Origin of the sequence: Weissella uvarum (assembly GCF_016908785.1) — a bacterium.
Taxonomy (GTDB): Bacteria; Bacillota; Bacilli; order Lactobacillales; family Lactobacillaceae; genus Weissella; species Weissella uvarum.
Genome location: NZ_JAFBEO010000003.1, coordinates 90,552 through 113,765, shown reverse-complemented (window position 1 = coordinate 113,765; position 23,214 = coordinate 90,552). Strand labels below are relative to the sequence as shown.

23 protein-coding genes are annotated in these 23,214 nt (G+C 39.4%); 19 read left to right on the top strand and 4 right to left on the bottom strand.

Annotation, left to right across the window (positions count from 1 at the left end; all coding sequences use genetic code 11):
• Positions 1-50 precede the first annotated feature (50 nt).
• The 6 genes from JOC36_RS04930 (at position 51) to uvrB (ending at position 9,694) form a co-directional block, all read left to right on the top strand.
• Positions 51-1,181, top strand: a complete 1,131-nt coding sequence (locus JOC36_RS04930; protein ID WP_205145402.1) for a THUMP domain-containing class I SAM-dependent RNA methyltransferase — start codon at positions 51-53, stop codon at positions 1,179-1,181.
• A 37-nt stretch (positions 1,182-1,218) separates the two neighbouring features.
• Positions 1,219-3,513: a DNA helicase PcrA gene (pcrA, locus tag JOC36_RS04925; protein ID WP_205145401.1), complete on the top strand. Its 2,295-nt coding sequence runs from the start codon at positions 1,219-1,221 to the stop codon at positions 3,511-3,513.
• Between the two features lie 17 nt (positions 3,514-3,530).
• Positions 3,531-5,552 (top strand): NAD-dependent DNA ligase LigA, encoded by a 2,022-nt coding sequence (gene ligA / locus JOC36_RS04920; RefSeq protein WP_205145400.1) that lies wholly within the window; start codon positions 3,531-3,533, stop codon positions 5,550-5,552.
• Positions 5,553-5,615: 63 nt separating this feature from the next.
• Positions 5,616-6,815 (top strand): CamS family sex pheromone protein, encoded by a 1,200-nt coding sequence (locus JOC36_RS04915; RefSeq protein WP_205145399.1) that lies wholly within the window; start codon positions 5,616-5,618, stop codon positions 6,813-6,815.
• Positions 6,816-6,917: 102 nt separating this feature from the next.
• Complete coding sequence (locus tag JOC36_RS04910) at positions 6,918-7,553, top strand: YfbR-like 5'-deoxynucleotidase (RefSeq protein WP_205145398.1); 636 nt, start codon at positions 6,918-6,920, stop codon at positions 7,551-7,553.
• A gap of 125 nt (positions 7,554-7,678) precedes the next feature.
• On the top strand, positions 7,679-9,694 hold the full coding sequence (uvrB, locus tag JOC36_RS04905) for an excinuclease ABC subunit UvrB (protein WP_205145397.1): 2,016 nt from the start codon (positions 7,679-7,681) through the stop codon (positions 9,692-9,694).
• Positions 9,695-9,738: 44 nt separating this feature from the next.
• On the opposite strand, the gene JOC36_RS04900 is transcribed toward uvrB, so the two are convergent.
• Together JOC36_RS04900 and JOC36_RS04895 are read right to left on the bottom strand one after the other, a co-directional pair.
• Positions 9,739-10,053, bottom strand: a complete 315-nt coding sequence (locus JOC36_RS04900) for a hypothetical protein (protein ID WP_205145396.1) — start codon at positions 10,051-10,053, stop codon at positions 9,739-9,741.
• Between the two features lie 14 nt (positions 10,054-10,067).
• Positions 10,068-10,490 carry an HIT family protein gene (locus JOC36_RS04895; RefSeq protein WP_205145395.1) on the bottom strand — a complete coding sequence of 141 codons (423 nt, stop codon included), beginning with the start codon at positions 10,488-10,490 and terminating at the stop codon, positions 10,068-10,070.
• A 125-nt stretch (positions 10,491-10,615) separates the two neighbouring features.
• Here JOC36_RS04895 and JOC36_RS04890 point away from each other — a divergent pair, with 125 nt between their 5' ends.
• From JOC36_RS04890 to trmB, 3 genes are read left to right on the top strand one after another with little or no spacing between them, the layout of a single operon-like run.
• Positions 10,616-11,314 carry an ABC transporter ATP-binding protein gene (locus JOC36_RS04890; RefSeq protein WP_205145394.1) on the top strand — a complete coding sequence of 233 codons (699 nt, stop codon included), beginning with the start codon at positions 10,616-10,618 and terminating at the stop codon, positions 11,312-11,314.
• Positions 11,315-11,317: 3 nt separating this feature from the next.
• Positions 11,318-12,421, top strand: coding sequence for an ABC transporter permease (locus JOC36_RS04885; RefSeq protein ID WP_205145393.1), 1,104 nt, complete (start codon positions 11,318-11,320; stop codon positions 12,419-12,421).
• Positions 12,405-13,067 (top strand): tRNA (guanosine(46)-N7)-methyltransferase TrmB, encoded by a 663-nt coding sequence (trmB, locus tag JOC36_RS04880; RefSeq protein WP_205145392.1) that lies wholly within the window; start codon positions 12,405-12,407, stop codon positions 13,065-13,067. The genes JOC36_RS04885 and trmB overlap by 17 nt, the downstream gene beginning before the upstream one ends.
• 56 nt (positions 13,068-13,123) lie before the next feature.
• On the opposite strand, the gene JOC36_RS04875 is transcribed toward trmB, so the two are convergent.
• Positions 13,124-13,549: a DUF2507 domain-containing protein gene (locus tag JOC36_RS04875; protein ID WP_205145391.1), complete on the bottom strand. Its 426-nt coding sequence runs from the start codon at positions 13,547-13,549 to the stop codon at positions 13,124-13,126.
• Positions 13,550-13,659: 110 nt separating this feature from the next.
• On the opposite strand from JOC36_RS04875, the gene JOC36_RS04870 reads away from it, so the two are divergent.
• The 10 genes from JOC36_RS04870 to rbsD all read left to right on the top strand — a co-directional run bounded on the left by JOC36_RS04870 (position 13,660) and on the right by rbsD (position 22,334).
• Positions 13,660-14,580, top strand: coding sequence for an ADP-ribosylglycohydrolase family protein (locus tag JOC36_RS04870; protein WP_205145390.1), 921 nt, complete (start codon positions 13,660-13,662; stop codon positions 14,578-14,580).
• Between the two features lie 124 nt (positions 14,581-14,704).
• Positions 14,705-15,484, top strand: a complete 780-nt coding sequence (locus JOC36_RS04865; protein ID WP_205145389.1) for a threonine/serine exporter family protein — start codon at positions 14,705-14,707, stop codon at positions 15,482-15,484.
• Positions 15,485-15,487: 3 nt separating this feature from the next.
• The gene (locus JOC36_RS04860; protein ID WP_205145388.1) at positions 15,488-15,943 is read left to right on the top strand and encodes a threonine/serine exporter family protein; all 456 of its coding nucleotides are present in this window, start codon (positions 15,488-15,490) and stop codon (positions 15,941-15,943) included.
• A gap of 90 nt (positions 15,944-16,033) precedes the next feature.
• Positions 16,034-16,867 (top strand): HAD-IIB family hydrolase, encoded by an 834-nt coding sequence (locus tag JOC36_RS04855; RefSeq protein WP_205145387.1) that lies wholly within the window; start codon positions 16,034-16,036, stop codon positions 16,865-16,867.
• A gap of 52 nt (positions 16,868-16,919) precedes the next feature.
• On the top strand, positions 16,920-17,744 hold the full coding sequence (locus JOC36_RS04850) for a glycosyltransferase family 8 protein (RefSeq protein WP_205145386.1): 825 nt from the start codon (positions 16,920-16,922) through the stop codon (positions 17,742-17,744).
• A gap of 83 nt (positions 17,745-17,827) precedes the next feature.
• On the top strand, positions 17,828-19,180 hold the full coding sequence (locus tag JOC36_RS04845) for an APC family permease (RefSeq protein WP_205145385.1): 1,353 nt from the start codon (positions 17,828-17,830) through the stop codon (positions 19,178-19,180).
• Between the two features lie 181 nt (positions 19,181-19,361).
• A complete protein-coding gene (locus JOC36_RS04840) occupies positions 19,362-20,342 on the top strand; it encodes a glycosyltransferase family 2 protein (RefSeq protein WP_205145384.1) in 981 nt (326 codons plus the stop codon).
• Positions 20,343-20,365: 23 nt separating this feature from the next.
• On the top strand, positions 20,366-20,776 hold the full coding sequence (locus JOC36_RS04835; protein WP_205145383.1) for a GtrA family protein: 411 nt from the start codon (positions 20,366-20,368) through the stop codon (positions 20,774-20,776).
• 158 nt (positions 20,777-20,934) lie between these two features.
• On the top strand, positions 20,935-21,885 hold the full coding sequence (gene rbsK, locus JOC36_RS04830; protein ID WP_205145382.1) for a ribokinase: 951 nt from the start codon (positions 20,935-20,937) through the stop codon (positions 21,883-21,885).
• A 26-nt stretch (positions 21,886-21,911) separates the two neighbouring features.
• The gene (gene rbsD, locus JOC36_RS04825; RefSeq protein WP_205145381.1) at positions 21,912-22,334 is read left to right on the top strand and encodes a D-ribose pyranase; all 423 of its coding nucleotides are present in this window, start codon (positions 21,912-21,914) and stop codon (positions 22,332-22,334) included.
• 57 nt (positions 22,335-22,391) lie between these two features.
• Here the strand turns inward: rbsD and rpiA are convergent, their stop codons facing one another.
• Complete coding sequence (gene rpiA, locus JOC36_RS04820; protein WP_205145380.1) at positions 22,392-23,075, bottom strand: ribose-5-phosphate isomerase RpiA; 684 nt, start codon at positions 23,073-23,075, stop codon at positions 22,392-22,394.
• Positions 23,076-23,214: the final 139 nt, after the last annotated feature.

Below are 23,214 nucleotides of genomic sequence, written 5' to 3'. Positions count from 1 at the left end.
AATTCAACACAATCTTAAATAGATTCTTAGATAAATGGAGTACTGCAGACATGCAAAATTTTAAATTAATGGCCACAGTTGGCGCTGGATTAGAAGCACTTGTTGCTAAAGAGCTCAAGGAAATGGGCTATGCCACCCAGACAGAGAATGGTCGTGTCTTTTTTAATGGCACAATGGAAGATATTTATCGTACTAATCTTTGGTTACGAACTGCGGATCGCATTAAAATCGTCGTGACTGATTTCTCTGCTCGCACATTTGATCAACTATTTGAGGGTGTTAAAAAATATCCTTGGGAAGAATTACTTCCTTATGATGCAGAATTTCCCGTCAATGGTCGTTCAAAAAATTCAATCTTACATTCTGTGCCAACTATTCAAGCAATCACCAAAAAAGCCATCGTTGAACGTTTGTCTGACCATTACCATGCTCATGGCCACTTACCTGAGACCGGAAATCGCTTTGTCTTAGAAACCGCCATTGATAAAAATCATGCCATGGTTACACTAGATACCACGGGTGATTCACTCTTTAAACGTGGTTATCGTACTGAGAAAGGTGGGGCGCCTTTGAAAGAAACCATGGCAGCTGCCTTGGTCCAATTAGCCCACTGGTTTACCGACAATCCATTTGTTGACCCAACAACTGGATCAGGTACTATCCCCATTGAAGCAGCCATGATTGGTCGCAATATTGCACCAGGCTTAAATCGTGAATTTGATATTTCGCAATGGGATTGGTTTGACAAAAAAATTGGTCAGAGTTTGAAAGCTCAAGCCCGTCAAATGATTGACTTTGATGTTGAATTAGATATCGAAGGTTACGATATTGACGGTAGCATGATTGAAATTGCTAAGGCCAATGCTGATGCAGCCGGTGTTGGTGAAGACATTACCTTTAAACAATTGGCCGCAAAAGATTGGTCAACAGACAAAATCAATGGTGTCATTGTCGCCAACCCACCTTATGGTGAACGTTTAGGTGACGAAGATGCCGCACGACAATTGTATGCACAAATGGGTCATATCTATAACCAAATGCCAACTTGGTCAAAGTATATTTTAACTTCTGACGAAGGTTTTGAAGAAGCTTATGGCGCTAAAGCAACCAAAAAGCGTAAGCTATACAATGGGGCCCTAAAGGTTGATTTATATCAATTCTGGGGTAAGAAAATCCGTTAAACAGATATGCACGGACACAAACTAAAGGAGATTAAGTATGAATCCTTTATTGGAAGGAATGAACGACAAACAAGCTGAAGCCGTTATGACAACGGAAGGTCCGCTTTTAATTATGGCCGGGGCCGGGTCAGGTAAAACACGTGTTTTAACGCACCGTGTGGCACACTTAATTGAGGATGAACATGTATTGCCTTGGCGGATTTTAGCGATTACATTTACAAATAAGGCTGCCCGTGAAATGCGTGAACGAATTGGACAATTGGTATCGCCTGAAGATGCCAATGCCGTCTGGGTTTCAACATTCCACGCTTTAGCTGTGCGTATCTTGCGTCGTGATATTGACCGTTTGGGCTATAAAAAAGACTTTACAATTATTGATACCTCAGCTCAACGTAGTTTGATTAAGCGTACGCTAAAAGACTTGAATGTCGATATCGAAAAATATGACCCACGTTCGGTCTTATCTGCAATTTCAAATGCAAAGAATGCAATGGAAACACCTGAGGACTACAGCGAAAAAGCGAATGGGCCTTTCGAGGAAATTGTTGCTAAAGCGTATAAACGTTATCAACATGAATTAGCTTTGGCACAATCAGTTGATTTTGATGATCTCATTATGTTAACCATTGAACTCTTGGAAAAAGAACCCGAAGTCCGTAATTACTATCAAGATAAATTTCAATACGTTCACGTCGATGAGTATCAGGACACCAACGATGCTCAATATCGTCTAATTCGTTTGTTATCTGATTTCCATCGGAATTTAGCAGTAGTGGGAGACTCCGATCAGTCAATTTATGGCTGGCGTGGTGCCAATATGCAAATCATGTTGAACTTTACTCAAGATTATCCAGATGCCAAAACAGTCATGTTGGAACAAAACTATCGTTCAACTCAAAATATCTTGGATGCTGCCAATGCTGTCATTAACAACAACCAAGAAAGGATCGATAAAAAACTTTGGACTGATAATGGTCCTGGTGAAAAAATTACTTATTATCGAGCACAATCCGATCGTGATGAAGCCATGTACGTTCTCAGTCAGATCAAAGCTTTAAAGGACTCTGGAAAATACGATTATAAAGACCAAGCCATTCTTTATCGAACGAATGCCCAATCTCGTACAATGGAAGAGGCTTTAGTAAAAGCCAATATTCCTTATACGATTGTTGGTGGTTCAAAGTTCTATGATCGAAAAGAAATTCGAGATATCCTCGCTTATTTCACCTTAATTACCAACCCAGCCGAAAATGAAAGCTTTTTGCGCGTTGTTAATGAGCCTAAACGTGGGATTGGACAAACTACTATTGATAAATTGCGTGCCTTTGCCCAACAAAATAACTGGACCTTGCTAGATGCAGCTAAAAACGCTGCTCTAATCCCGAATTTAACTAGTCGTGCGGCCAATCAATTAACTAAATTTGCCAATATGATTGAAAATCTCCAAAAACAAACGGAGTTTGACCTCAGCATTACCGATTTAACCAAACAAATTCTGGATCAATCTGGATATGAGAAGTTCTTACAAGAGCATCCAACGCCTGAAAATCAAGGACGATTAGAAAATTTGGCTGAATTTTTGTCAGTAACAGCTGAATTTGATGAACATTATGAGCCAACTGATGAAACCATCTCTAAATATGCAGATTTTCTATCTGAACTAGCTTTAGTTTCTGATTTGGATAATCTAGATGAAGCCACAACTAATCAAGTTACCTTGATGACACTACATGCGGCCAAAGGGTTGGAGTTCCCTGTTGTTTACATGGTCGGCATGGAAGAGTCTTTGTTCCCCTTAGCAGGGGCTTTGAATGACGACGATCAAATGGAAGAAGAACGTCGTTTGGCATATGTCGGTATTACACGAGCACGTGAAAAGCTTTACCTTACTAATGCATATTCACGTTTACTATACGGGCGTACAAATACAAATCCACCTTCGCGCTTTATTGACGAAATTAATCCTAACTTATTAGAAATGCCAGAAGGTGCTGGCCTTTCTACAAGCCAAAATCAGTCTGAAGCTTATCCGTTCGCACGCCGATCGGAACGTGCCACTAACACAACTTTTAGTGGTCGTCGACAGAGTAGTAGTGTTCAACAGAATCAAACGAAGCGGGCCACATCACGTCCAGTTGGCGCTCAGCAAACTGATAAAACCGCAGTCGAATGGCACGATGGTGACAAGGTTTCCCATAAAAAGTGGGGCATTGGCCGTGTTGTTAAAACATCTGGTACTGGTGAAAACCAAGAACTTGACATTGTTTTCCCTGAACAAGGTGTTAAGCGGTTATTGGCAGCCTTTGCGCCAATTACCAAAGTGGATGATTAGATTGGAAGGAGTTGCGTATGCCTGAATTAGATGCACAACAACAGCAAGCCCAGCAACAAATTAATGAATTGGAAACACAACTCAAACAATGGGCCAAAGAATACTATGAACAAGATGCACCATCAGTTGAAGATGCTCAATACGATCGGCTATACGCACAATTAACAGCTTTAGCAGAACAATATCCTGCCTTAATTGCCGATGATTCAATTACAAAGCAAGTAGGTGGTAATCAGCTCAAGGATGATTTACCTAAAGTCAATCATCCAGTCCCCATGCTTTCATTGGGCGATGTGTTTTCATATGATGAACTGGATACTTGGTTTAATACCATTCAAAAACAAAATGAACAATCATTAACTTATAATGCAGAACTTAAAATTGATGGACTCGCCATTAGTTTAATCTACCAAGAAGGTCAATTAGTCCAGGCTTCAACGCGTGGAGATGGCTCAATCGGTGAAGATGTGACGGCGAATATCAAAGAAATTGATGATATTCCACAGACATTAAATGAACCGCTATCGGTAGAGGTACGTGGCGAAGTCTATATGAACAAAGCTAACTTTGTGGCGTTGAATGAACAACGTGAACGCGATGGACTAACAACTTTTGCGAACCCACGGAATGCCGCGGCAGGTTCACTACGTCAATTAGATCCTAAAATCACGAAGCAACGTAAATTATCAACTTTCTTATACTATGCTGTTGACCCTCTTAACTCACTAAACGTGACGACCCAATCTGAGTTATTAGAAAAACTAGCGGCACTAGGTTTGCCAACAAACCCTACCAATGCAGTTGTCTCAGATTTGTCAGAAAGTGAAGCTTACATTGAACAGGCAAATGCTAAGCGCGATCAACTCGCGTATGGCATTGATGGCATTGTATTTAAAGTTAACGACTTTGCCCTGCAAAATACGCTTGGAAATACGGTTAAAGTGCCACGTTGGGCGATTGCTTATAAGTTTCCACCCGAAGAAGCTGAAACCGTCATTCAAGAGATTACTTGGACTGTCGGTCGAACTGGAGCGGTTACACCAACAGCTATCATGGATCCTGTCAGTCTTGCCGGTACGACGGTTGCGCGTGCTTCGCTACATAATCCTGCGTACCTGACTGGCAAAGACATTCGCATTGGTGATACGGTCTTACTTCATAAAGCCGGGGATATTATTCCTGAGATTAGTGAAGTCGTTTTAAGTAAGCGACCATCTAATGCGGAACCGTATCCTATTCCGACAGAATGTCCGGTTTGCCATGAAGCATTAGTCCATGTTGATGGGGAGGCGGCATTACGTTGTATCAATCCGCAATGTCCAGCCCAAATTCAAGAATCAATTACACACTTTGCTTCACGTCAAGCTATGAACATTGACGGCCTTGGTCCTAAAATTGTTGAACAGCTATTGCAGCGCCATCTTGTACAAGAAGTTTCAGATTTATACCGCCTAACTTTTGATGATTTAATTGATTTAAATAAATTTGGTGAAGTTTCCGCAAATAACTTGTTAACAGCAATTGATCAGTCACGTCAAAACTCAGTCGAACGCTTACTATTTGGCTTAGGCATTCGCAATGTCGGTGCGAAAGGGGCAAAAGTCATTGCCAAACATTTTGGAGACTTGCCAACGATTGCAAAGGCCACGGCTGAGGAGATTGCATCAATTCCTGGCATTGGTTTAGTGATTGGTCACAGCATTGCCCAATATTTTTCAACTCCACGAGCACAAGCCTTACTTGAAGACTTAGCTGGATTAGGCGTTAATTTGGCTTATACGTCTGAACCTTTGAATATCACAACTGATTCAATTTTCAATGACAAAAAAGTCGTTATCACCGGTAAATTATCAGATATGACACGTCCTGAGATGACAGAGTGGCTAGAAGCGCACGGTGCAACCGTTGCCAATAGTGTGTCTAAAAAAACAGACCTCCTTATCGCCGGGACCGATGCTGGTTCAAAGTTAACAAAAGCTGAAAATCTTGGGGTTGAAATTTGGTCAGAAGCCCAATTCCGTGATAATATGGGAGAATAAGTTATATTAAATATAAATAGAATTTCGCCCACATACTGCATGGCGTAAATTAAAGGAGATATTATGCAGTCTAATAATAAGTGGATTAAGTGGGGAATCGTTGGCTTAGCAGTCCTTGCATTAGTCGGCATCCTCGTATTCTTTGGAAATTATTTTTCACAGAACAATTACAGTAACTCTAAGGATTCTGTAAACACCAAAAGTAATGACAAGTCTGGTGTTCAAGTCACAGGTAAGGGAAGTAACTCAAACTATAAGACTGTTATCAAAGATGGACATTACTTAACCAATAAAGCGCGTGGTGTTACAGCATCAAAAAATAATAATCAATTCAATATGATTAGTTTTGAAAATGGTCTTCAAGAATTTTCAAAGGATCGTTTTAGTCCTTCAGACTATGTCTTCCAAGAAGGTCAATATTTGGATGCTAATACAGCTGAAAATTGGCTTGGTCGTAAGTCAAAGTCTAATCCAGATGGATTGAATCCTAAGGATAACGGTAAGACCGATAGTTCTCGTAATCCAATCTATCTTCAAACCATCGAAGAGCAAGATTATATGAAACAAGATGATAACAAGCTCAAGCTGGCTGGTGTTGTTATTGGTCTTGGTATGAACACACAAGATACTTACCAAAAGGAAAAGTATGGTGCTAACTATACTCAGGATATCTCTGAAGCAGATCGGAAAGCTCAAGGACAGCAAATCGCCAAAGAAGTTGTTGAACGCTACCGTAAGATGAAGGGTATTAGTAAGAATGTGCCAATTGTTGTTGCCACTTATGCTCAAGCACCCGATGATTCTTTGGCTGGTGGTAACTTCTACAGTTGGACTAAGTCGACTAATGGTGATCAACTCAGTGGTTGGAAGCAATTGAACAATAAAACTGTGACATTGCCAATTCAAGGAGAAGATCAATCTAACACGACTAAAAAGTCGCCTGCGGCTGATTTGAATCAAAGTTTCACGAACTTCACAAATAATGTTCAAAACTTCTTCCCAAATCTTTCAACGGTGACTGGACAAGCCACATATAAGGACAATGAAGTCCAATCACTAAATGTGACGATTTCAACACAATTCTTCTCAGCAACTGAGATTACTAGCTTTGCTAATTATGTTGCACAAGTTGCACCAAATTACTTACCAAAGGGTATTCCAGTTAAAATTAACATCAGCGCTTCTAACAATATGCAAGCATATGTTACAAAGAATGCCAACGATGACAAGTACACGACAACTATTCTCGGTACTGATAATTAAATAAAAAAAGCAACACAAACCTGTGTTGCTTTTTTTATGGGCTTGCATAATCCCGTAAAGCTCGTTAAGATAGATAAAATATTATTTGGAGGTCTTTTCACAATGGGAATGCATCAATATCTATCAGGACTCAATGAATTAGAAATGATTACTCGTGCTCCTGGTTATTTCAAGTACCAACCACATTCAGTGGCTGCACACTCTTGGAAAGTCACACAAGCCGCGCAATTTTTAGGCGACGTGGAAGAACAAGCAGGGAATGAAGTTGATTGGCGCATGTTGTACGAAAAGGCCTTGAATCATGACATGTCAGAACGTTTTATTGGTGATATCCGTACACCCGTTAAATATGCATCATCGCAATTACGTGAAATGCTTGCCAACGTTGAAACACGCTTATCTGATAATTTTGTTGAAACAGAAATTCCAGAGGAACTACAATCCGTCTATAAGCGTCGTTTACATGAAGGGAAGGATGACACTTTAGAAGGTCGCATTTTATCGGTTGCCGATAAAATTGATTTGCTCTATGAAGCTTATGGTGAACTACAAAAAGGAAATCCTGAATCAGTCTTTCTAGATATCTACAAAGAAAGCCTTGAAACAATTTTCGCCTTCCGTGATATGCCAAGTGTGGCGTACTTCATCAAGGAGGTCCTTCCGGAACTTTTAGATGAACAGTTCCCTGGATCTGAAACTTTACAACGAATTTATATCAGCATTTTTAACGCTGACTAATGTGATAACGAATATGACCAAACTGGCATATTCGTTTTTTCTTGCGGTTATCCGCATTCCCAAAGACATGCCATGCCAACCGCGCTATAATAGTATTACATATTGAATCAAGAAGGAGGCGTTTTATGCCTAACCGCATTACAGATAATAAATTTGAATTAGTATCAAAATATAGTCCAACCGGTGATCAACCCACCGCGATTGAACAACTTTCAACTGGTGTTAATACTGGTACCAAGGAACAAATTCTACTTGGAGCCACTGGAACTGGTAAAACATACACCATTTCGAATGTCATCGCTAATGCCAACAAACCAGTTCTAGTCCTTTCACACAATAAAACTTTGGCTGGCCAACTCTATGGTGAATTTAAAGAATTTTTCCCAAATAATGCGGTTGAATACTTTGTTTCATATTATGATTATTATCAACCCGAAGCTTATGTCCCTTCGTCTGACACCTATATTGAAAAAGACTCATCAATCAACGATGAAATTGATAAGCTTCGTAATTCGGCAACTGCCTCATTGCTATCACGTAATGACACCATTGTGGTTGCTTCTGTTTCTTCAATTTTTGGATTAGGTAGTCCTGAACAGTATCGTGATCACGTCATTAACCTACGGGTTGGTGAGGAAATCGAACGTAACGAATTAATGCGGCGCTTAGTCGATATTCAATTTGAGCGGAACGACATTGATTTCCAACGTGGTCGCTTCCGCGTCCGTGGTGATGTACTTGAAATCTTCCCAGCCTCATCTGATGCCAAGGCTTTACGCGTTGAATTCTTTGGTGATGAAATTGACCGAATTCGTGAAGTAGATGCTCTAACGGGGGAGGTTACAGCTGATGATGACTTTGTCTCAATTTATCCTGCAACCCACTTCATGACTAATGATGCGATTCGAAATCGTGCTGTTAAAACAATTCAAGCTGAGCTAGATGAACAATTGAAGAAGTTTGAGTCTGAGGGTAAATTACTTGAAGCACAACGGCTTAAGCAACGGACCGAATATGACATTGAGATGATTCAAGAAATGGGATTTACGACCGGAATTGAAAACTATTCACGTCACATGGATGGTCGTAAACCTGGTGAACCTCCATTTACCTTACTTGATTTCTTCCCAGATGATTTCTTAATCATTGTTGACGAATCTCATGTGACGATGCCACAAATTCGAGGTATGTATAAAGGCGATCGAGCACGTAAAGAAACCTTGATTGATTATGGTTTCCGTCTTCCAAGTGCTTTGGACAACCGCCCATTGAAGATTGATGAATTTGAGCAACATGTGCATCAAATTATTTACATGTCTGCAACACCAGGAGATTATGAAACCGAACGCGTACCAGAAGAAGATGTAGCCCAACAAATTATTCGACCAACTGGTTTACTAGATCCCACAGTGGAGGTCCGTCCGGTCGAAGGGCAGATTGATGATTTAATTGGTGAAATTAATGAACGTATTGCCAAAGATGAGCGTGTCTTCATTACGACTTTGACAAAAAAGATGGCTGAAGATTTAACCGACTATCTTGAAGATGTTGGTATTAAGGTCAAATATCTCCATTCTGATATTAAAACCCTTGAGCGTTCTGAAATTATCCGTGACTTGCGCCTTGGTAAATTTGATGTCTTAGTCGGAATTAATCTACTGCGTGAGGGAATTGACGTGCCCGAAGTCTCTTTGATTGCCATCTTAGATGCTGACAAGGAAGGCTTCCTTCGTAACCCACGTTCTTTGATTCAAACGATTGGACGTGCCGCTCGAAATGAGAATGGCCATGTTATTATGTATGCCGATTCAATCACTGGATCAATGCAAGAAGCCATGGATGAAACGTCACGTCGACGTGCCATTCAGATGAAATATAATGAAGAGCATGATATTACGCCACATACAATCAAAAAGGATATTCGTGGCTTGATTTCAGTTTCGCATGATCCAAAAGATGCCGATCATGTTGAAAGCAGCTTTACTGAAACCGCCTTTAAAGATATGGCACGAGATGATCAAGAGGCCACGATTGCTAATCTGGAAGAACAAATGCGTGCTGCTGCTAAACGTTTAGATTTCGAAGAAGCCGCCAACCTCCGTGATACAGTTATGGAACTAAAGCTACAAATTGGTGAATAAAAAAGAGCTAACTAGGTGAATGCCGGTTAGCTCTTTTTATGTTGTTATGCTTTATTTTTCTTGTTTTTACGCTTAAATGAGAGGGTATGATTGATTGTTTCCAAGTTATCATCAATCCGTTTTTTAGCTTCATCAATTCGGGCTAAATGGGGCTTATTCTTAAATTCAAGCTTTTGTGTTTCTTTTTTCAAATCATCCCCAACTGCTTGAATTTCAGGTAGGGCATCCTTCAGATTTTCAACTGCGGCTGAAACTTCCTTGGTACTAACCTGTAGTGACTTCAAGCGAAGTTGCACATGTTGCAAATTATATTGAACAGCTTTGGCACCATTACCAAATAAATTTTTAATGTTGTCCATCATGAGCTAACTCCTTAAAATTGTTTGCGAATCTTTTCAGCACGCTCGTTATAGGTTTGTTCATCAACTGGATGTTCGGTTGATGGAGCGGGCAAATTCAAATCATCATCAGCATAACGCGGAATAAAATGAATATGCGAATGAAAGACGGATTGTCCTGCTGGTTCGCCATTATTCATCAAAATATTCATACCGATAATCGCATCATCACTGGCTTTAATGGCCCGAGCCACCTTTGGAATCTTAGTTAAGACTTTCTCAGCTAAAGCGTCATCGTAATCAAAAATACTGTCGACATGTTGCTTAGGCACCATCAATGTGTGTCCTGGTGTCGCTTGACTTAAATCAAGAAATGCTAAAACATCGTCATCTTCATAGACTTTATACGCAGGGATTTCGCCTGAAATAATCTTATCAAAAATATCTTCTTCTGCCATTGTGATGCCTCCGGTTAAATCTAGTTATAGTTTCATTATAGCGTATGCGCTTGAATTATGCTTGTAAACTTTCTCGCAAAATAGTGTAAAATAGGGAATGGACTAAAGATTAAAGAGGAAAACACATGACACTAAATGTCGAACATCTAACTGGCGGATACGGCCAACAAACCGTCATTCATGATATTAATTTTACAATTGAACCTGGTGAAGTCACTGCATTAATTGGTTTAAATGGATCTGGTAAATCGACCACGATTAACCATCTCGTCGGACTTTTAGCCCCCATGCAAGGACAAATCACTTTAAATGGGGCTAGTCTCACAGCAAATCCAATCCAATATAAATCACAAATTGCATATGTCCCTGAGCAACCTGTTTTGTATGAGGAATTAAATCTAAAAGAGCACCTGCAAACAATGATTGATGTTTACAAACTAGATGCAACTACAAGTTGGCAAAAAGCTGATCGTCTACTCAAAATGTTCCGACTCGATGATAAATTAAATTGGTTTCCCACCCATTTTTCAAAAGGGATGCGGCAGAAAGTCATGATTGTCATGGCTTTTATCACTAATGCTGATTTATACATCATTGATGAACCATTTTTAGGCCTTGATGCCCTGGCTGTCCAAGATTTATTGGAGCTAATCGATGAAAAAAAGCAACAAGGCGCTGGTTTTCTCATTACTACTCATGTGATGAGCACATTAAAAGCCCATGCCAATCATTTTATTTATCTGGAAAATGGTGAAATTGCTGCTGCTGGTCCAATTGATACCATGGCCGGACGTGTACCAGCCTTGTTGATGGGCGAGGGTTAGCATATGCACACGGATCAATTATTTAAACAACGCTTAGCCCAACAATGGCGCGAATTTTTAAAGTATTTAAAATTCATTTTTAACGACCATGCAGTAATTGCTTTTTTCTTCTTGTTTGGAGCACTTTTATTTGCCTATCGTCAGTTACTCATCAGTTTGCCAGTTACGTGGTGGACGCAGGCTAGTTTAGGCCTCATCCTAGGCTTTAGTTTGGCTATCTTTAACAAGCCGGCTACCTTCATTCGCCATGCTGATGCCTTGGTCTTTTTAGGTGATGAACATAAACTTCGGCATGCTTGGCAACAAGCAATGACCTACAGTATGCTCTTCAATGGTGGCCTACAGTTAATAATGGTCCTCATTTTTTGGCCCATTGCTTTTAAATTATTTGCTCAGCTGGAGTGGATTATCATCATCGGTACCGTCGTGCTTGTCTTAGCAAAAATCAGCATCACATATATGCGGGGACAACGAACTGCTCGTTTTAAACAACAGCCACAATTGATGAATTGGGAAGCGATTGCTAATGCCGAAGATCAGCGCTTAGCCAATATCTACAGCTTCTTCAATCTATTTGTTGATGTCCCAGGACTAGCCAGCCCAATCAAAGCACATCCTTATTTAGAAAAAATTCGGCCAAGCTGGCCTGGTTACCATAAATTAGCATTACTGCCTTTGTATTTGACAACTTTCATTCGGAAGAGTCAATATTTAATGTTGTGGGTCCGAATGGTGGTGCTTGGTAGCTTACTCATTCCATTCCTACAGGGACCTTTGTTACTCTTACTTCTAGCATTGTTCCAATATCTTTTTGTCCTTCAACTGCTACCTTTAGTTAGCAGCTATCGTCGCTTAGCCTATGATGGCATTCTGCCAATCAGTCTAAGTGATCGTAAAAAAGCTTTTCAAGCACTAAGTTTACCGCTATTACTCATTATGGATATCGTTTGGTTCATCCTCATTATCCTAACGCAACCACTCCATGAATTTCAGGCAATTATGAGCTTAACGCTTGTCATGTTGAGTTTGCTTTTGGTATTCTGGTATTCTAATTATTCAATTAACTCAATGTTCAAAAGGAGAACACGCAATGCGTCTAAGAAATAAAAAATGGGCTGGGCCTTGGCTTGAAGCACATGACTCATTAGTCATCAACCAACAGGCTGCCACAGAATTGAAAGGCAATTGGCAATCAATTTTTCCAACCCAACGACCACTACAAATCGAAATTGGAACTGGAAAGGGACAATTTATCATTGGTATGGCCAAAAAATACCCTGAAATCAATTTCATCGGTATGGAAATTCAAGAAGCCGCCGTTGCGGTAGCTGCTCGTAAAGCCGATGAAGATCCAGATGAATTACCTAACCTAAAATTCATCTATGGTGATGGGGCTGGCGTCGAAACTTATTTTGAAAAAGGGGAAGTTAGCAAGATTTTCCTTAACTTCTCTGATCCATGGCCAAAAACACGCCACGAAAGCCGCCGTTTAACATACAAATCATTCTTAGCTGGTTATCAAGCTGTCTTACCAGCCGGTGGGGAATTAGAATTTAAAACCGATAACCGTGGTTTATTTGAATACTCACTATATTCATTTAATCAATTTGGTTTAGAATTTTTGCCTGATGGTATTTCACTCGACTTGCATGCCGACCCTGAGAAAATGGTTGATAATGTAGAAACAGAGTATGAACAAAAGTTTTCAGAACGTGGTTTCCCAATTTACAAATTTGTGGGCGCATTCAAATAACAGCAATAAAAAAGCAACGATTCATATAGACGAATCGTTGCTTTTTTTATACTTTATTAAATTGGTAGGTCAACTGAGCTTTCAGTTAACACATCGAATGTAGCGATATCATCAGCCACGTTAACTTGAGCTTCTGTCCCAACGCCTGATAGTGTTTCAAGTGCTTGTGCTAAGAAACCTGCTTCTAAATAAAAACTTGCTTCTGTTCGTTCAGCTAAGCGGGCCCCAACAATTGGTCCCGTTAATTCCCATTTGATCTCTGTACCTTTATGGCCGAGGGCTTTGAGATTACCAAAACCAATGCGACTGAAATAAATTTCAATGGCGGTGATGCTACTAAATTCTTCGCGTCGTGCTAAGCTTTTACCAGCCCAATAAAGAATGTTAGATTCATCATCTTGTAACAAATCAGGTAGCAAACGATCGCGCAATGCGACAAGCGAAAATGTATTAATTTCTGGTGATTGAACTGATTCGTCCATGCGGTACTCCTTAATTTGAAAATCAATATCTCCAATTATAGTGCATTTCAATTCATTTGCCAACATATTACATCCATGTTAGAATTTGATGATTGAAAGGATTAAGACACATGAATGAAACGCAGTCTCCTTTAACCCAGACAACTTATGGCTTGATCAATGCGGACTGTTACGCCGAAAAGCAGGAGTACAGTGACATCACAGATTGGTCATCTGCTTCGTCTCTAAGCCTGGCAACCATTGCTAGCTTAACTCGAGGATACAACTTAAATCACTTAATGGATCAATTTACGGCTTGGTATGCGCGTGGCGACTATACGGCTGACCGTAGTGTGCAACTCAGTGATCGAACAACCATTCGGTCGATTGAACACTATATGATTAATCACGATCCTTTTTCGTCTGGTAGTAATCAGACTGAGGATGTTGATGATGGGGCTTTATTAAGAATTATGCCCGCAGTGCTATTTTTGAATACTGAATATGGTGATGATTTTGTCGTTGATGACCCAGCAATGTTGATTTTGCATCAAATTACTGGCTTAACACACAATCAACCGGTAGCCTTAATTGCCAACGGTATCTACGCGATGTTCGTCAATCAATTATTAGCGCAGGTCACACCAGTTGATGCACTAGAATCGGCAATTGATACTGCTTATGATTACTATTCAAAACATCAAGTATTTCAAAATTCACTTTCGGCGTTTAACCAATTAAACACACCCGATTTCAAGCATACCCATGTGACTGAATTAACTGCTTCAAACCAAGTTACTGATACCTTAACTGCCTGCATTTGGATTATCCTCAATGCTGAGTCTTATCAAGATGCATTAAGTAAATGTAATCAATTAGCAGGGGACCCACAAACGCTGTTACCGTTAGTCGGTTCAACTGCTGCATTACTTTTTGAACCTGATCAAGCAGCTATGGCCTCAGTCAATAAGAATGGCTTGAACCAAGTTAAACGAATTCTGACAGCCGGAAATCGATCACATCGTTTTAAGCGGTACAATCCATTTTATTAAGTATAATGAGTTACTGAAAGTTCCAATCAACTTTAGTAACTTTTTTTGTGGTTTGGCCTGCCTCGGCAGCTAAAAAACGACAATTGATATTTTAAATTTTTACAATTACTGGAAAGAGGACGCTATGATAGGGCAAGATCGGCAACAACTATTACTCGCTAAAACCTGTTTATTGGCGAGCCAAATTTTAATGGAAAATGGTTCTGAACTTTCACGAATTGACGACACTGTGCATTATATCGCCAATACCTATTCGGAAGGTAATGATGATATTCAAGCTTATGTTACCAGTACTTTGATTATCATTACAGCCAATGACCCGACAGATGAAGATATGCAGCCCTTAGTCTTGGTTGAACAAACCAGTGTGAAATCAATTAATTTAACCAAAATTGATGAGATTAATCGTTTGTCCCGCTCATTTGTCGCGCATGAACTTACCCTAAAAGAACTCTATCAAGAACTGCGTAAACTTAGAAAACAACCCATGACCAGCTTAACAAAAGCCAATCTAGGTAGTTTTTTTCTCAGTAGTACATTAACGTATATGGCCATGCACAATGTATTCAATAGTCTTTTAGCCGGTATTTTCGGCTTATTAGGCATGTACGGTGTGACCAAACTCTATAATGTGCTCCATCGACCATTTATCGGTGAACTAATTGTGGCCGCCTTAATTACAGTTGCCGTCCGTTTGATTAAACTTGGAACTCCTTTACCAGAATATAATATGATTATTATTGGTGCACTTTTCCCATTATTACCAGGGGTCCAAATCACCACCTCGATTAACGATATCTTTGATGGTAACTTGATTAGTGGGCCACAACGTTTGTTGAGTGCTTTAATTCTTACATTTACCATGGTATTAGGTAGTCTACTCGTTTACACGGTTTGGAGGTAAGGTATGTCCATTTCATCAATTGCATTACAAATCTTGCTTATTTTCGGCGCAACCATTGGCTTTGCCATGACCGTGCAAGCGCCTAATCGTTCTTTATTAGTTGCTGGGACAATTGGTGCCATTAGTTATGTTCCTAATTTAATTGCCACGTATATTGCCAATAATATTTATTATGGGGTGGCATTTGGCGTTGCTAGTGTCACTGCACTTAGTTTTTTTGCCGCCCGACGCTATCACATTCCGGCCTTTATTCTGCTAGTACCTGGTTTAGTGCCTTATTTCCCTGGACAAAAGCTATACTTAATGATTATGAGTCTATTTCAATTTGATAAAGCCGTCTTTATCACGAATACGGAAGGCTTCGTTGAAACATCGGTCTGCATCTATGGTAGCATGGTCGCCGTTAACCTCATGCTCTCGTTTATCATGAAGGGGATTAAAAAATATAAACAAGCCTAAAATAGGCCTTTCAAAAGTGGGTGTGGTTTACACCTGCTTTTTTTTACTCTAGAATGAAAGAAAAGTGCCCAACAATTAAAGGAGAGCGATATGTCTGAAATTAAAATGGTAGCCACTGACTTAGATGGTACATTCTTCAACAATCAACGTGGCGTGAATGAAGCCAAATTTAGTGCTTTGCTCGATTATTTTGATGCCCACGATTTACATTTTGTCATCGCCACCGGTAATGATCAGCCCTTAGTGGACCACGTTTTTAGACCTTTTATCGGTCGCTTCGATTATGCTGTCAACAATGGGGGACAAGTTAAAACTAAAACAGGTGAATTACTGCGTGAAGCGCATTTTGAACGCTCAGACGGTCCTAAAATCCAAAAACTTATTGAAGATGCACAGCTACGCTTACGTCATGGCATCATCTTTAATGGTCAACACGATTCGTATATGCTCAGCCAATACCGTGGACAGGGGGATCTCTATGACGATATTCGCTGGTATTTCCCTGATTTGAAATTTATCGATGATTTCTCAGAAATTCCAACCGATGAGACCATCATTAAGATTATTTTTAGCGCCTTACCAGAAGATGCGCGCCAATTTATTGACATGATTAATCGTAATTATGGCGAGACTTATCATGCTACTACATCCGGATATGGTGCCATCGATATTATTCCCGCAAACGTCAATAAAGCAACAGGTATCCAGTATCTGCTAGACTATTATGGTTTAACTTTCGACAATGTCATGGCTTTTGGGGACGGATTTAATGATCTAGAAATGCTAGAACATGCTAAAGCAGCACGGTCAATGCCAAACGGAGATCCTTATTTATTAGAGCATTTCCCACATGCAATTGCTGATAATCAACGTGACGGTGTTTTAGACACGGTTATCAAAGAACTACAATTACCACTTAAGTAGGAAACCCCAATATCAATTAAGTGTTAAATGACCAAACTATCGAGGTTTTTTTATGGATGTTAATTTACTTTTTTCGATTGATGAACACTTTACTGATCAACTGATGACAACAGTTTATTCAATTTACGTGAATTCATCACCTGATAACCAGTACCACGTTTATGTTGTCCAAGAGGAAGAGCTCCAAACAACTGCTCGTTTGAAGGCATTTTTAAATCAATTTAACATGACCTATCATCCAATCATCATTGATAAAGATGATTTTTCAAAGGCGCCAGTTTCTAAGCGCTATCCAAAGTCGATTTATTTCAGACTACTAGCACATGAATATTTACCAACTAATCTAGATAAAATTCTTTATTTAGATGCAGATATTCTTTGCATCAATGATATTAGCGAATTCTATACAACAAATATTGATAATTATCTTTATGCGGCTTCAATGCATGCAGATGCCTTGAATTTAACCGGAACTGTCAACAAGATTCGTCTCGACACTGATTTAGACAACTATTATAATTCTGGCGTTTTATTGATGAACTTAGCGTATATTCGTGAAAAGGTCCATCCAGAGGACATTTTTAATTTCATTGAAGAATACAAAAATTTCTTGTTGTTGCCCGACCAGGATGTCTTAAATAAACTGTATGGTGATCAAATTTTGCCCGTCACGGATGCTTACTACAATTACGATGTCCGCAAAGATATGACCTACCAATTTGTCTCAAATGGCATTTGCGATACTGATTGGGTCATTAATAACACCGTTTTCTTGCACTATTGTGGTAAAAATAAGCCTTGGCATAGTAAAAATGTCACTGAAAAGTACAACTATATGTACCGGCACTACATGCACCAAGCCTTAAAAGGGCATTAAAATATTGCAAAACATATAAAATTCAGCTATAATTTTGGGATTAGCTAATAAAGTTAGAAAAAAGTGAGTAGGTACAGATAATTATGAATAATGAAAATGTTTCATCTAATCCGAAACAACTGAAGCGCAGTATGTCGCTTATGTCTGCCATCTCAACTGTGGTAGGAACTGTTATCGGAGCAGGTGTCTTTTTTAAAGTCTCAAATGTTTCAGAGGTGACTGGATCAACAAGTATGTCGATGCTCGTTTGGCTACTAGGTGGTTTAATTACCTTATGTGCTGGTTTGACAGGTGCCGAATTAGCGGCTGCTTTGCCAGAAACTGGTGGGATGTTGGTATACATCGAACGGGCGTACGGAAAATTACCAAGTTTCTTACTTGGCTGGGCGCAAGTTATTGTGTACTTCCCAGCAAGTATTGCAGCCAAAGGAATCATTTTTGGAACCCAGTTGGTTAACTTATTCCATCTAGATGCCAAATTTATTATCCTAATCGGCGCAATCGCCTTAATCTCTGTGGAGTTGATTAATTTCTTAGGGGCTAAGATTGCTGGAGCTTTCCAGTCAATCACATTATTCTTTAAGTTAATTCCACTTGCATTAATTGTCATTTTTGGTTTAATGCAACCTGGTGGGGTGCATGTTAGTCTCTTCCCAGTGACTGCAGGCCCAGGTACTGGTGGTTTCATTACTGCTATGGGAGCTGGTTTGCTTGCCACAATGTATGCTTATGATGGCTGGATCCACGTTGGTAACATTGCTGGTGAAATGAAGAACCCTTCACGTGACTTGCCAAAGGCCATCACTGGTGGAATTTTAGCCGTTATGGCTGTTTACTTATTTGTTAACTTTGTCTTCTTGCACACGTTACCATTAAGTGCCTTGGCCGGTAATGAAAATGCTGCCATGGACGTTGCAAACAAGATTTTTGGTGAGTGGGGCGGTAAGCTTATCACCATTGGTATCTTGATTTCAATTTATGGAACTTTGAATGGTTACACATTGACTGGTATGCGTTTGCCATATGTTATGGCCGAAGAAAACTCATTGCCATTCTCAAAGTATCTTACACGCTTGAACAAGAACCAAATTCCTTACATCGCTGGATTATTTGAACTTGTTTTGGCTATCGCTTTGATGTTCGTCGGTGGATTTGATACTTTGACTGACATGCTAGTCTTTGTTATTTGGTTGTTCTACACATTGGTCTTCGTAGGGGTAATCATCTTACGTCATCGCGAACCTGATTTGCCACGTCCATATAAGGTACCTTTGTATCCATGGATTCCATTGATTGCAATTTTGAGTGGTTTATTTATTATCATTTCAACATTGTTCACACAATTTACACTTGCCATGATTGGATTAGGTGTGACTTTGCTTGGCTTGCCAGTATACTACTTCACGCAACGTAGCCATAAGCGTCAAGCAAACTAAAAATAATATATTTAAGTCAATTTCCACAATTGTGAAAATTGGCTTTTATTTTGGAACTAACCCGGAGTTGGTTAGCCAGAATAAAATTCAGACCATAGCGTGTTTTTATTTCGATAATAGTATGTTAAGGTTATTACTTGTACATTTATATATAAATATATAATTAAATTTGGAGTTAAAAATGAAGCAATTAATGATTGTCGTGCCTGCTTATAATGAAGAAGAAGCCCTGCCTAAAACCCTTGAGGTCTTAGATGGCGTGCTTTCTGAAATGATTAATCAGGGACAAGTCACACCGAATAGTCAAATTTTGATTGTCAATGACGGATCCGCAGATAAAACTTGGGATATCGTTGTTGCAGCGTCGCAAGCTAATCCACACATCACTGGAATTAATTTTAGTCGTAATTATGGGCATCAAAACGCCTTAATTGCTGGCTTAACAGTTGCACAAGATGCTGCCGATATTTTCATCACCATCGATGCTGATTTACAAGATGATGTCAATGCAATTCCTGAAATGGTTGCTCAAAATGCTGCCGGTTACGACATTGTCTACGGTGCCCGTAATTCACGTGAAACGGATTCAGCATTCAAGCGAAACACAGCTGAATTGTTCTATAAAATCATGGGTAAGTTAGGGGTTGAAATGGTGCCTGATTCCGCAGACTACCGTTTAATGTCACGACGAGCAGTCATCCACTTACTTGATTTCAAAGAACACAATCTTTTCTTGCGTGGCATTGTGCCTCGCGTTGGATTCCCAAGTACTGTTGTTTACTATGCTCGTAAAGAGCGAGAAGCGGGGGAGTCTAAGTATCCTTTGAGTAAGATGATTAATTTTGCGTGGGATGGTATCACTTCTTTCTCAGTGGCACCAATGCGCTTCATTCTTGGAATCGGTGTTTTGAGTGTGCTCTTTGCCATTATTATGGTGATTTATGCTTTCATTAAAGAAATCACTGGCCACACGGTCGCTGGTTGGTCATCTTTGATGATTTCATTATGGGTAATCGGTGGTTTGCAATTGATTGCGATCGCCATCTTAGGTGAGTACATCGGAAAAATCTTTAACGAAGTCAAAGATCGCCCACGTTATGTCATCCAAGATAATTTATTGAACAATGAAGATTTGGATGATAAGCAATTCACGCGTCATTAAGCACTAAATCAAAGGGGTACAGAATGACTGAACTTTTTAAAAAGTATCAAGATGTGTTAATGTACTTAATTTTTGGAGTATTAACGACTTTGGTTAATTTGGTGACGTTCTATGTCTTAGTTTACTTTCATGTAAATGTCCAAATTGCAAACGTCACAGCTTGGATTTTATCGGTTTTATTTGCTTATTTAACAAATCGTAAATGGGTTTTCCATTCAAAGGCAACCACACCCAAAGCGATTGGACGTGAAGCCTTATCATTTACTGGGGCGCGTTTTGCGACCTTGCTAGTTGATATCATGATTATCTGGTTTGGTGTCCAATTCTTGCACCAAAATCCATTTATTTGGAAATTAATTGATAATGTCGTTGTCGTCATCTTGAATTACATTCTTAGCAAATTAGTTGTCTTTAAAGACAACGATACACATTAAAATTCATCGACACTCGCAATTTTTTGCGGGTGTTTTTTCTTTAATTTTATAGAAAGCGTTTACATTTATATTTAAATACGTTAAAATGATGTTGTTAAAACGTTTTAAATATTGTATGATTGCACTGTTTAGAAAAAGATTTAAAAAGGAGTCACACCATGCATAAGAATAAAAAAATTACCATTTTAGGATCAACAAACATCGACAAAGTTGTTAAAGTACCACGTTTTGGCGCAAGTGGTGAAACTTTACATACTAGCCACCATCTTGAAGAAGCCATGGGTGGTAAAGGACTTAACCAAGGTGTTGCATCAGCCCGTTCTGGTGTTTCAACGAATATGATTACTAAAGTTGGCCTTGAATTCAATACTGATGAGAATATGAATGTGCCAAATTTGCTAACTGATCACGTCATGCGTTCGGCTAGTGAGCAAACTGGCCATGCCTACATCACTGTATCTGAAGAGACTGGTGATAATATTATTTATATTTATGGTGGTGCGAATGCTGATATGACGGCTGCCGATGTCCGTGAGCATGAAGCGGCGATTGCCGAATCAGACTTCATTATTGCGCAATTAGAAACACCCATGGAAACAGTCATTGAAGGTTTTAAGATTGCACATGAACACGGTGTGAAAACAATTTTGAACCCAGCACCAATGCCAGAAGCAGGTGGCCTTCCAGCCGAGTTGTTGCAGGAAACGGATATTATCGTACCGAACGAACATGAAACGTTCTTGCTTACTAATGTGGAAGTCACAGATGATATGAGTTCTATGCGTCATAACGCTGTCTATTATTTTGAACAAGGTATCGATACAGTCATTATTACGATTGGCTCACATGGATCATATTACATGCGAGACAATGGTGAAGAAGGGATTGTACCTGCATTCAAGACTAAGGCTGTTGATACCACAGCTGCAGGGGACACTTTCATTGGTTCAACCGCCACACGCTTAGCACCAGATTTGAGTAACTTGCCAGAAGCAATGCGCTATGGTGCTGCAGCTTCATCAATTACTGTTTCACGTCCTGGGGCCCAACCAAGTATTCCAACTGAGAACGAAGTTCAAGCCATTTTAGCTGCTCACGAAGCTGACTAAGCTTTAATTTAGTGCAGGTCTTAAAAATGCGAAAAACTAATCTACTTAATAGTCAATTATCCGCTGCAATTTCACAAATCGGTCATACACAATGGTTATCAATTGGTGATGCGGGTCTACCGATTTTAGATGTTGGACAAAAAATTGATTTAGCATTGGTAAGAGGCGTTCCAAGCTTCATTGATGTCTTAGCTGCAACGCTATCAGAGATGAAAGTACAAAAAGTCTATCTTGCTCAAGAAATTAAACAAGCAAATCCAGAGCAATTAACAGCCATCCAAACATTATTAGACGATGATGTACAAATTGAATGGATTAGTCATGAAGCTCTAAAAGCGATGACGCGTGATCCAAATAACATTGCAACCGTACGTACCGGAGAGGTCACTCCTTTTTCAAACATTGTTTTAGAATCAAATGTCGACTTTGCCGGTGAGGCGATTAAATAAAAATACAAAAAAAGCGTCTAGACAATTTTGCATAGTCTAGACGCTTTTTCATTTAAATTAATTTTGACGTTCAATAATTTGCGCGGGCTCATCCCCAACAATTAAGATATCACAGATATCCATGAATAGGCCATGTTCCAAAATACCTACATGTCGAATTAATTCATCTGCTAATTCATACAAATTATCAATCTTAGCCACATCAACATCAATAATGTAATTATCTGAATCAGTTGTTAATAAAGATCCGTCTGCTTGAAGGCGGAAAGTTGGATCCAAATTCAAGTCATGCTTCAAATAATTAAAAACATGCTTGCTTCCAAAAGGTAGGACTTCAATTGGTAATTTAAAGCTACCTAATTGCTCACTTTGCTTAGAGGGATCAACAATCCAAATATTCTTCTTAGCCGTTTTAGCCACAATCTTCTCGTAGAATAGGGCAGCACCACCGCCTTTGATTCCATTCAACTGGGGATCAACTTCATCGGCACCATCAACATTAATGTCAAGTTCATCAACATCATCCAAGGGCACAACTTTCAAACCCAATGACGCTGCCAATTCAGCTGAAAAAATTGAAGTAGCCGCACATGTAATCGTTAAGTTTTCATCCTTAACGCGTTGGGCCAACTTTTCAATAAAAATTTTGGCGGTACTACCTGTACCTAAACCAACATACATATTGTCTTCAACATAACTCAAAGCTGCTGTTGCAGCTGCTTCTTTTCCAGGATTAACCATCTTAACTACCTCGTCGTGTCTCAATACTTGATTTAAATCTAATAACATTTTAAGTATAACATTTTAAAATGTTAAGGTGAAACGATTTACTTTGTCGGGTGATATACCGTTCATTGTATTTTTCTTGTATACTGAAATT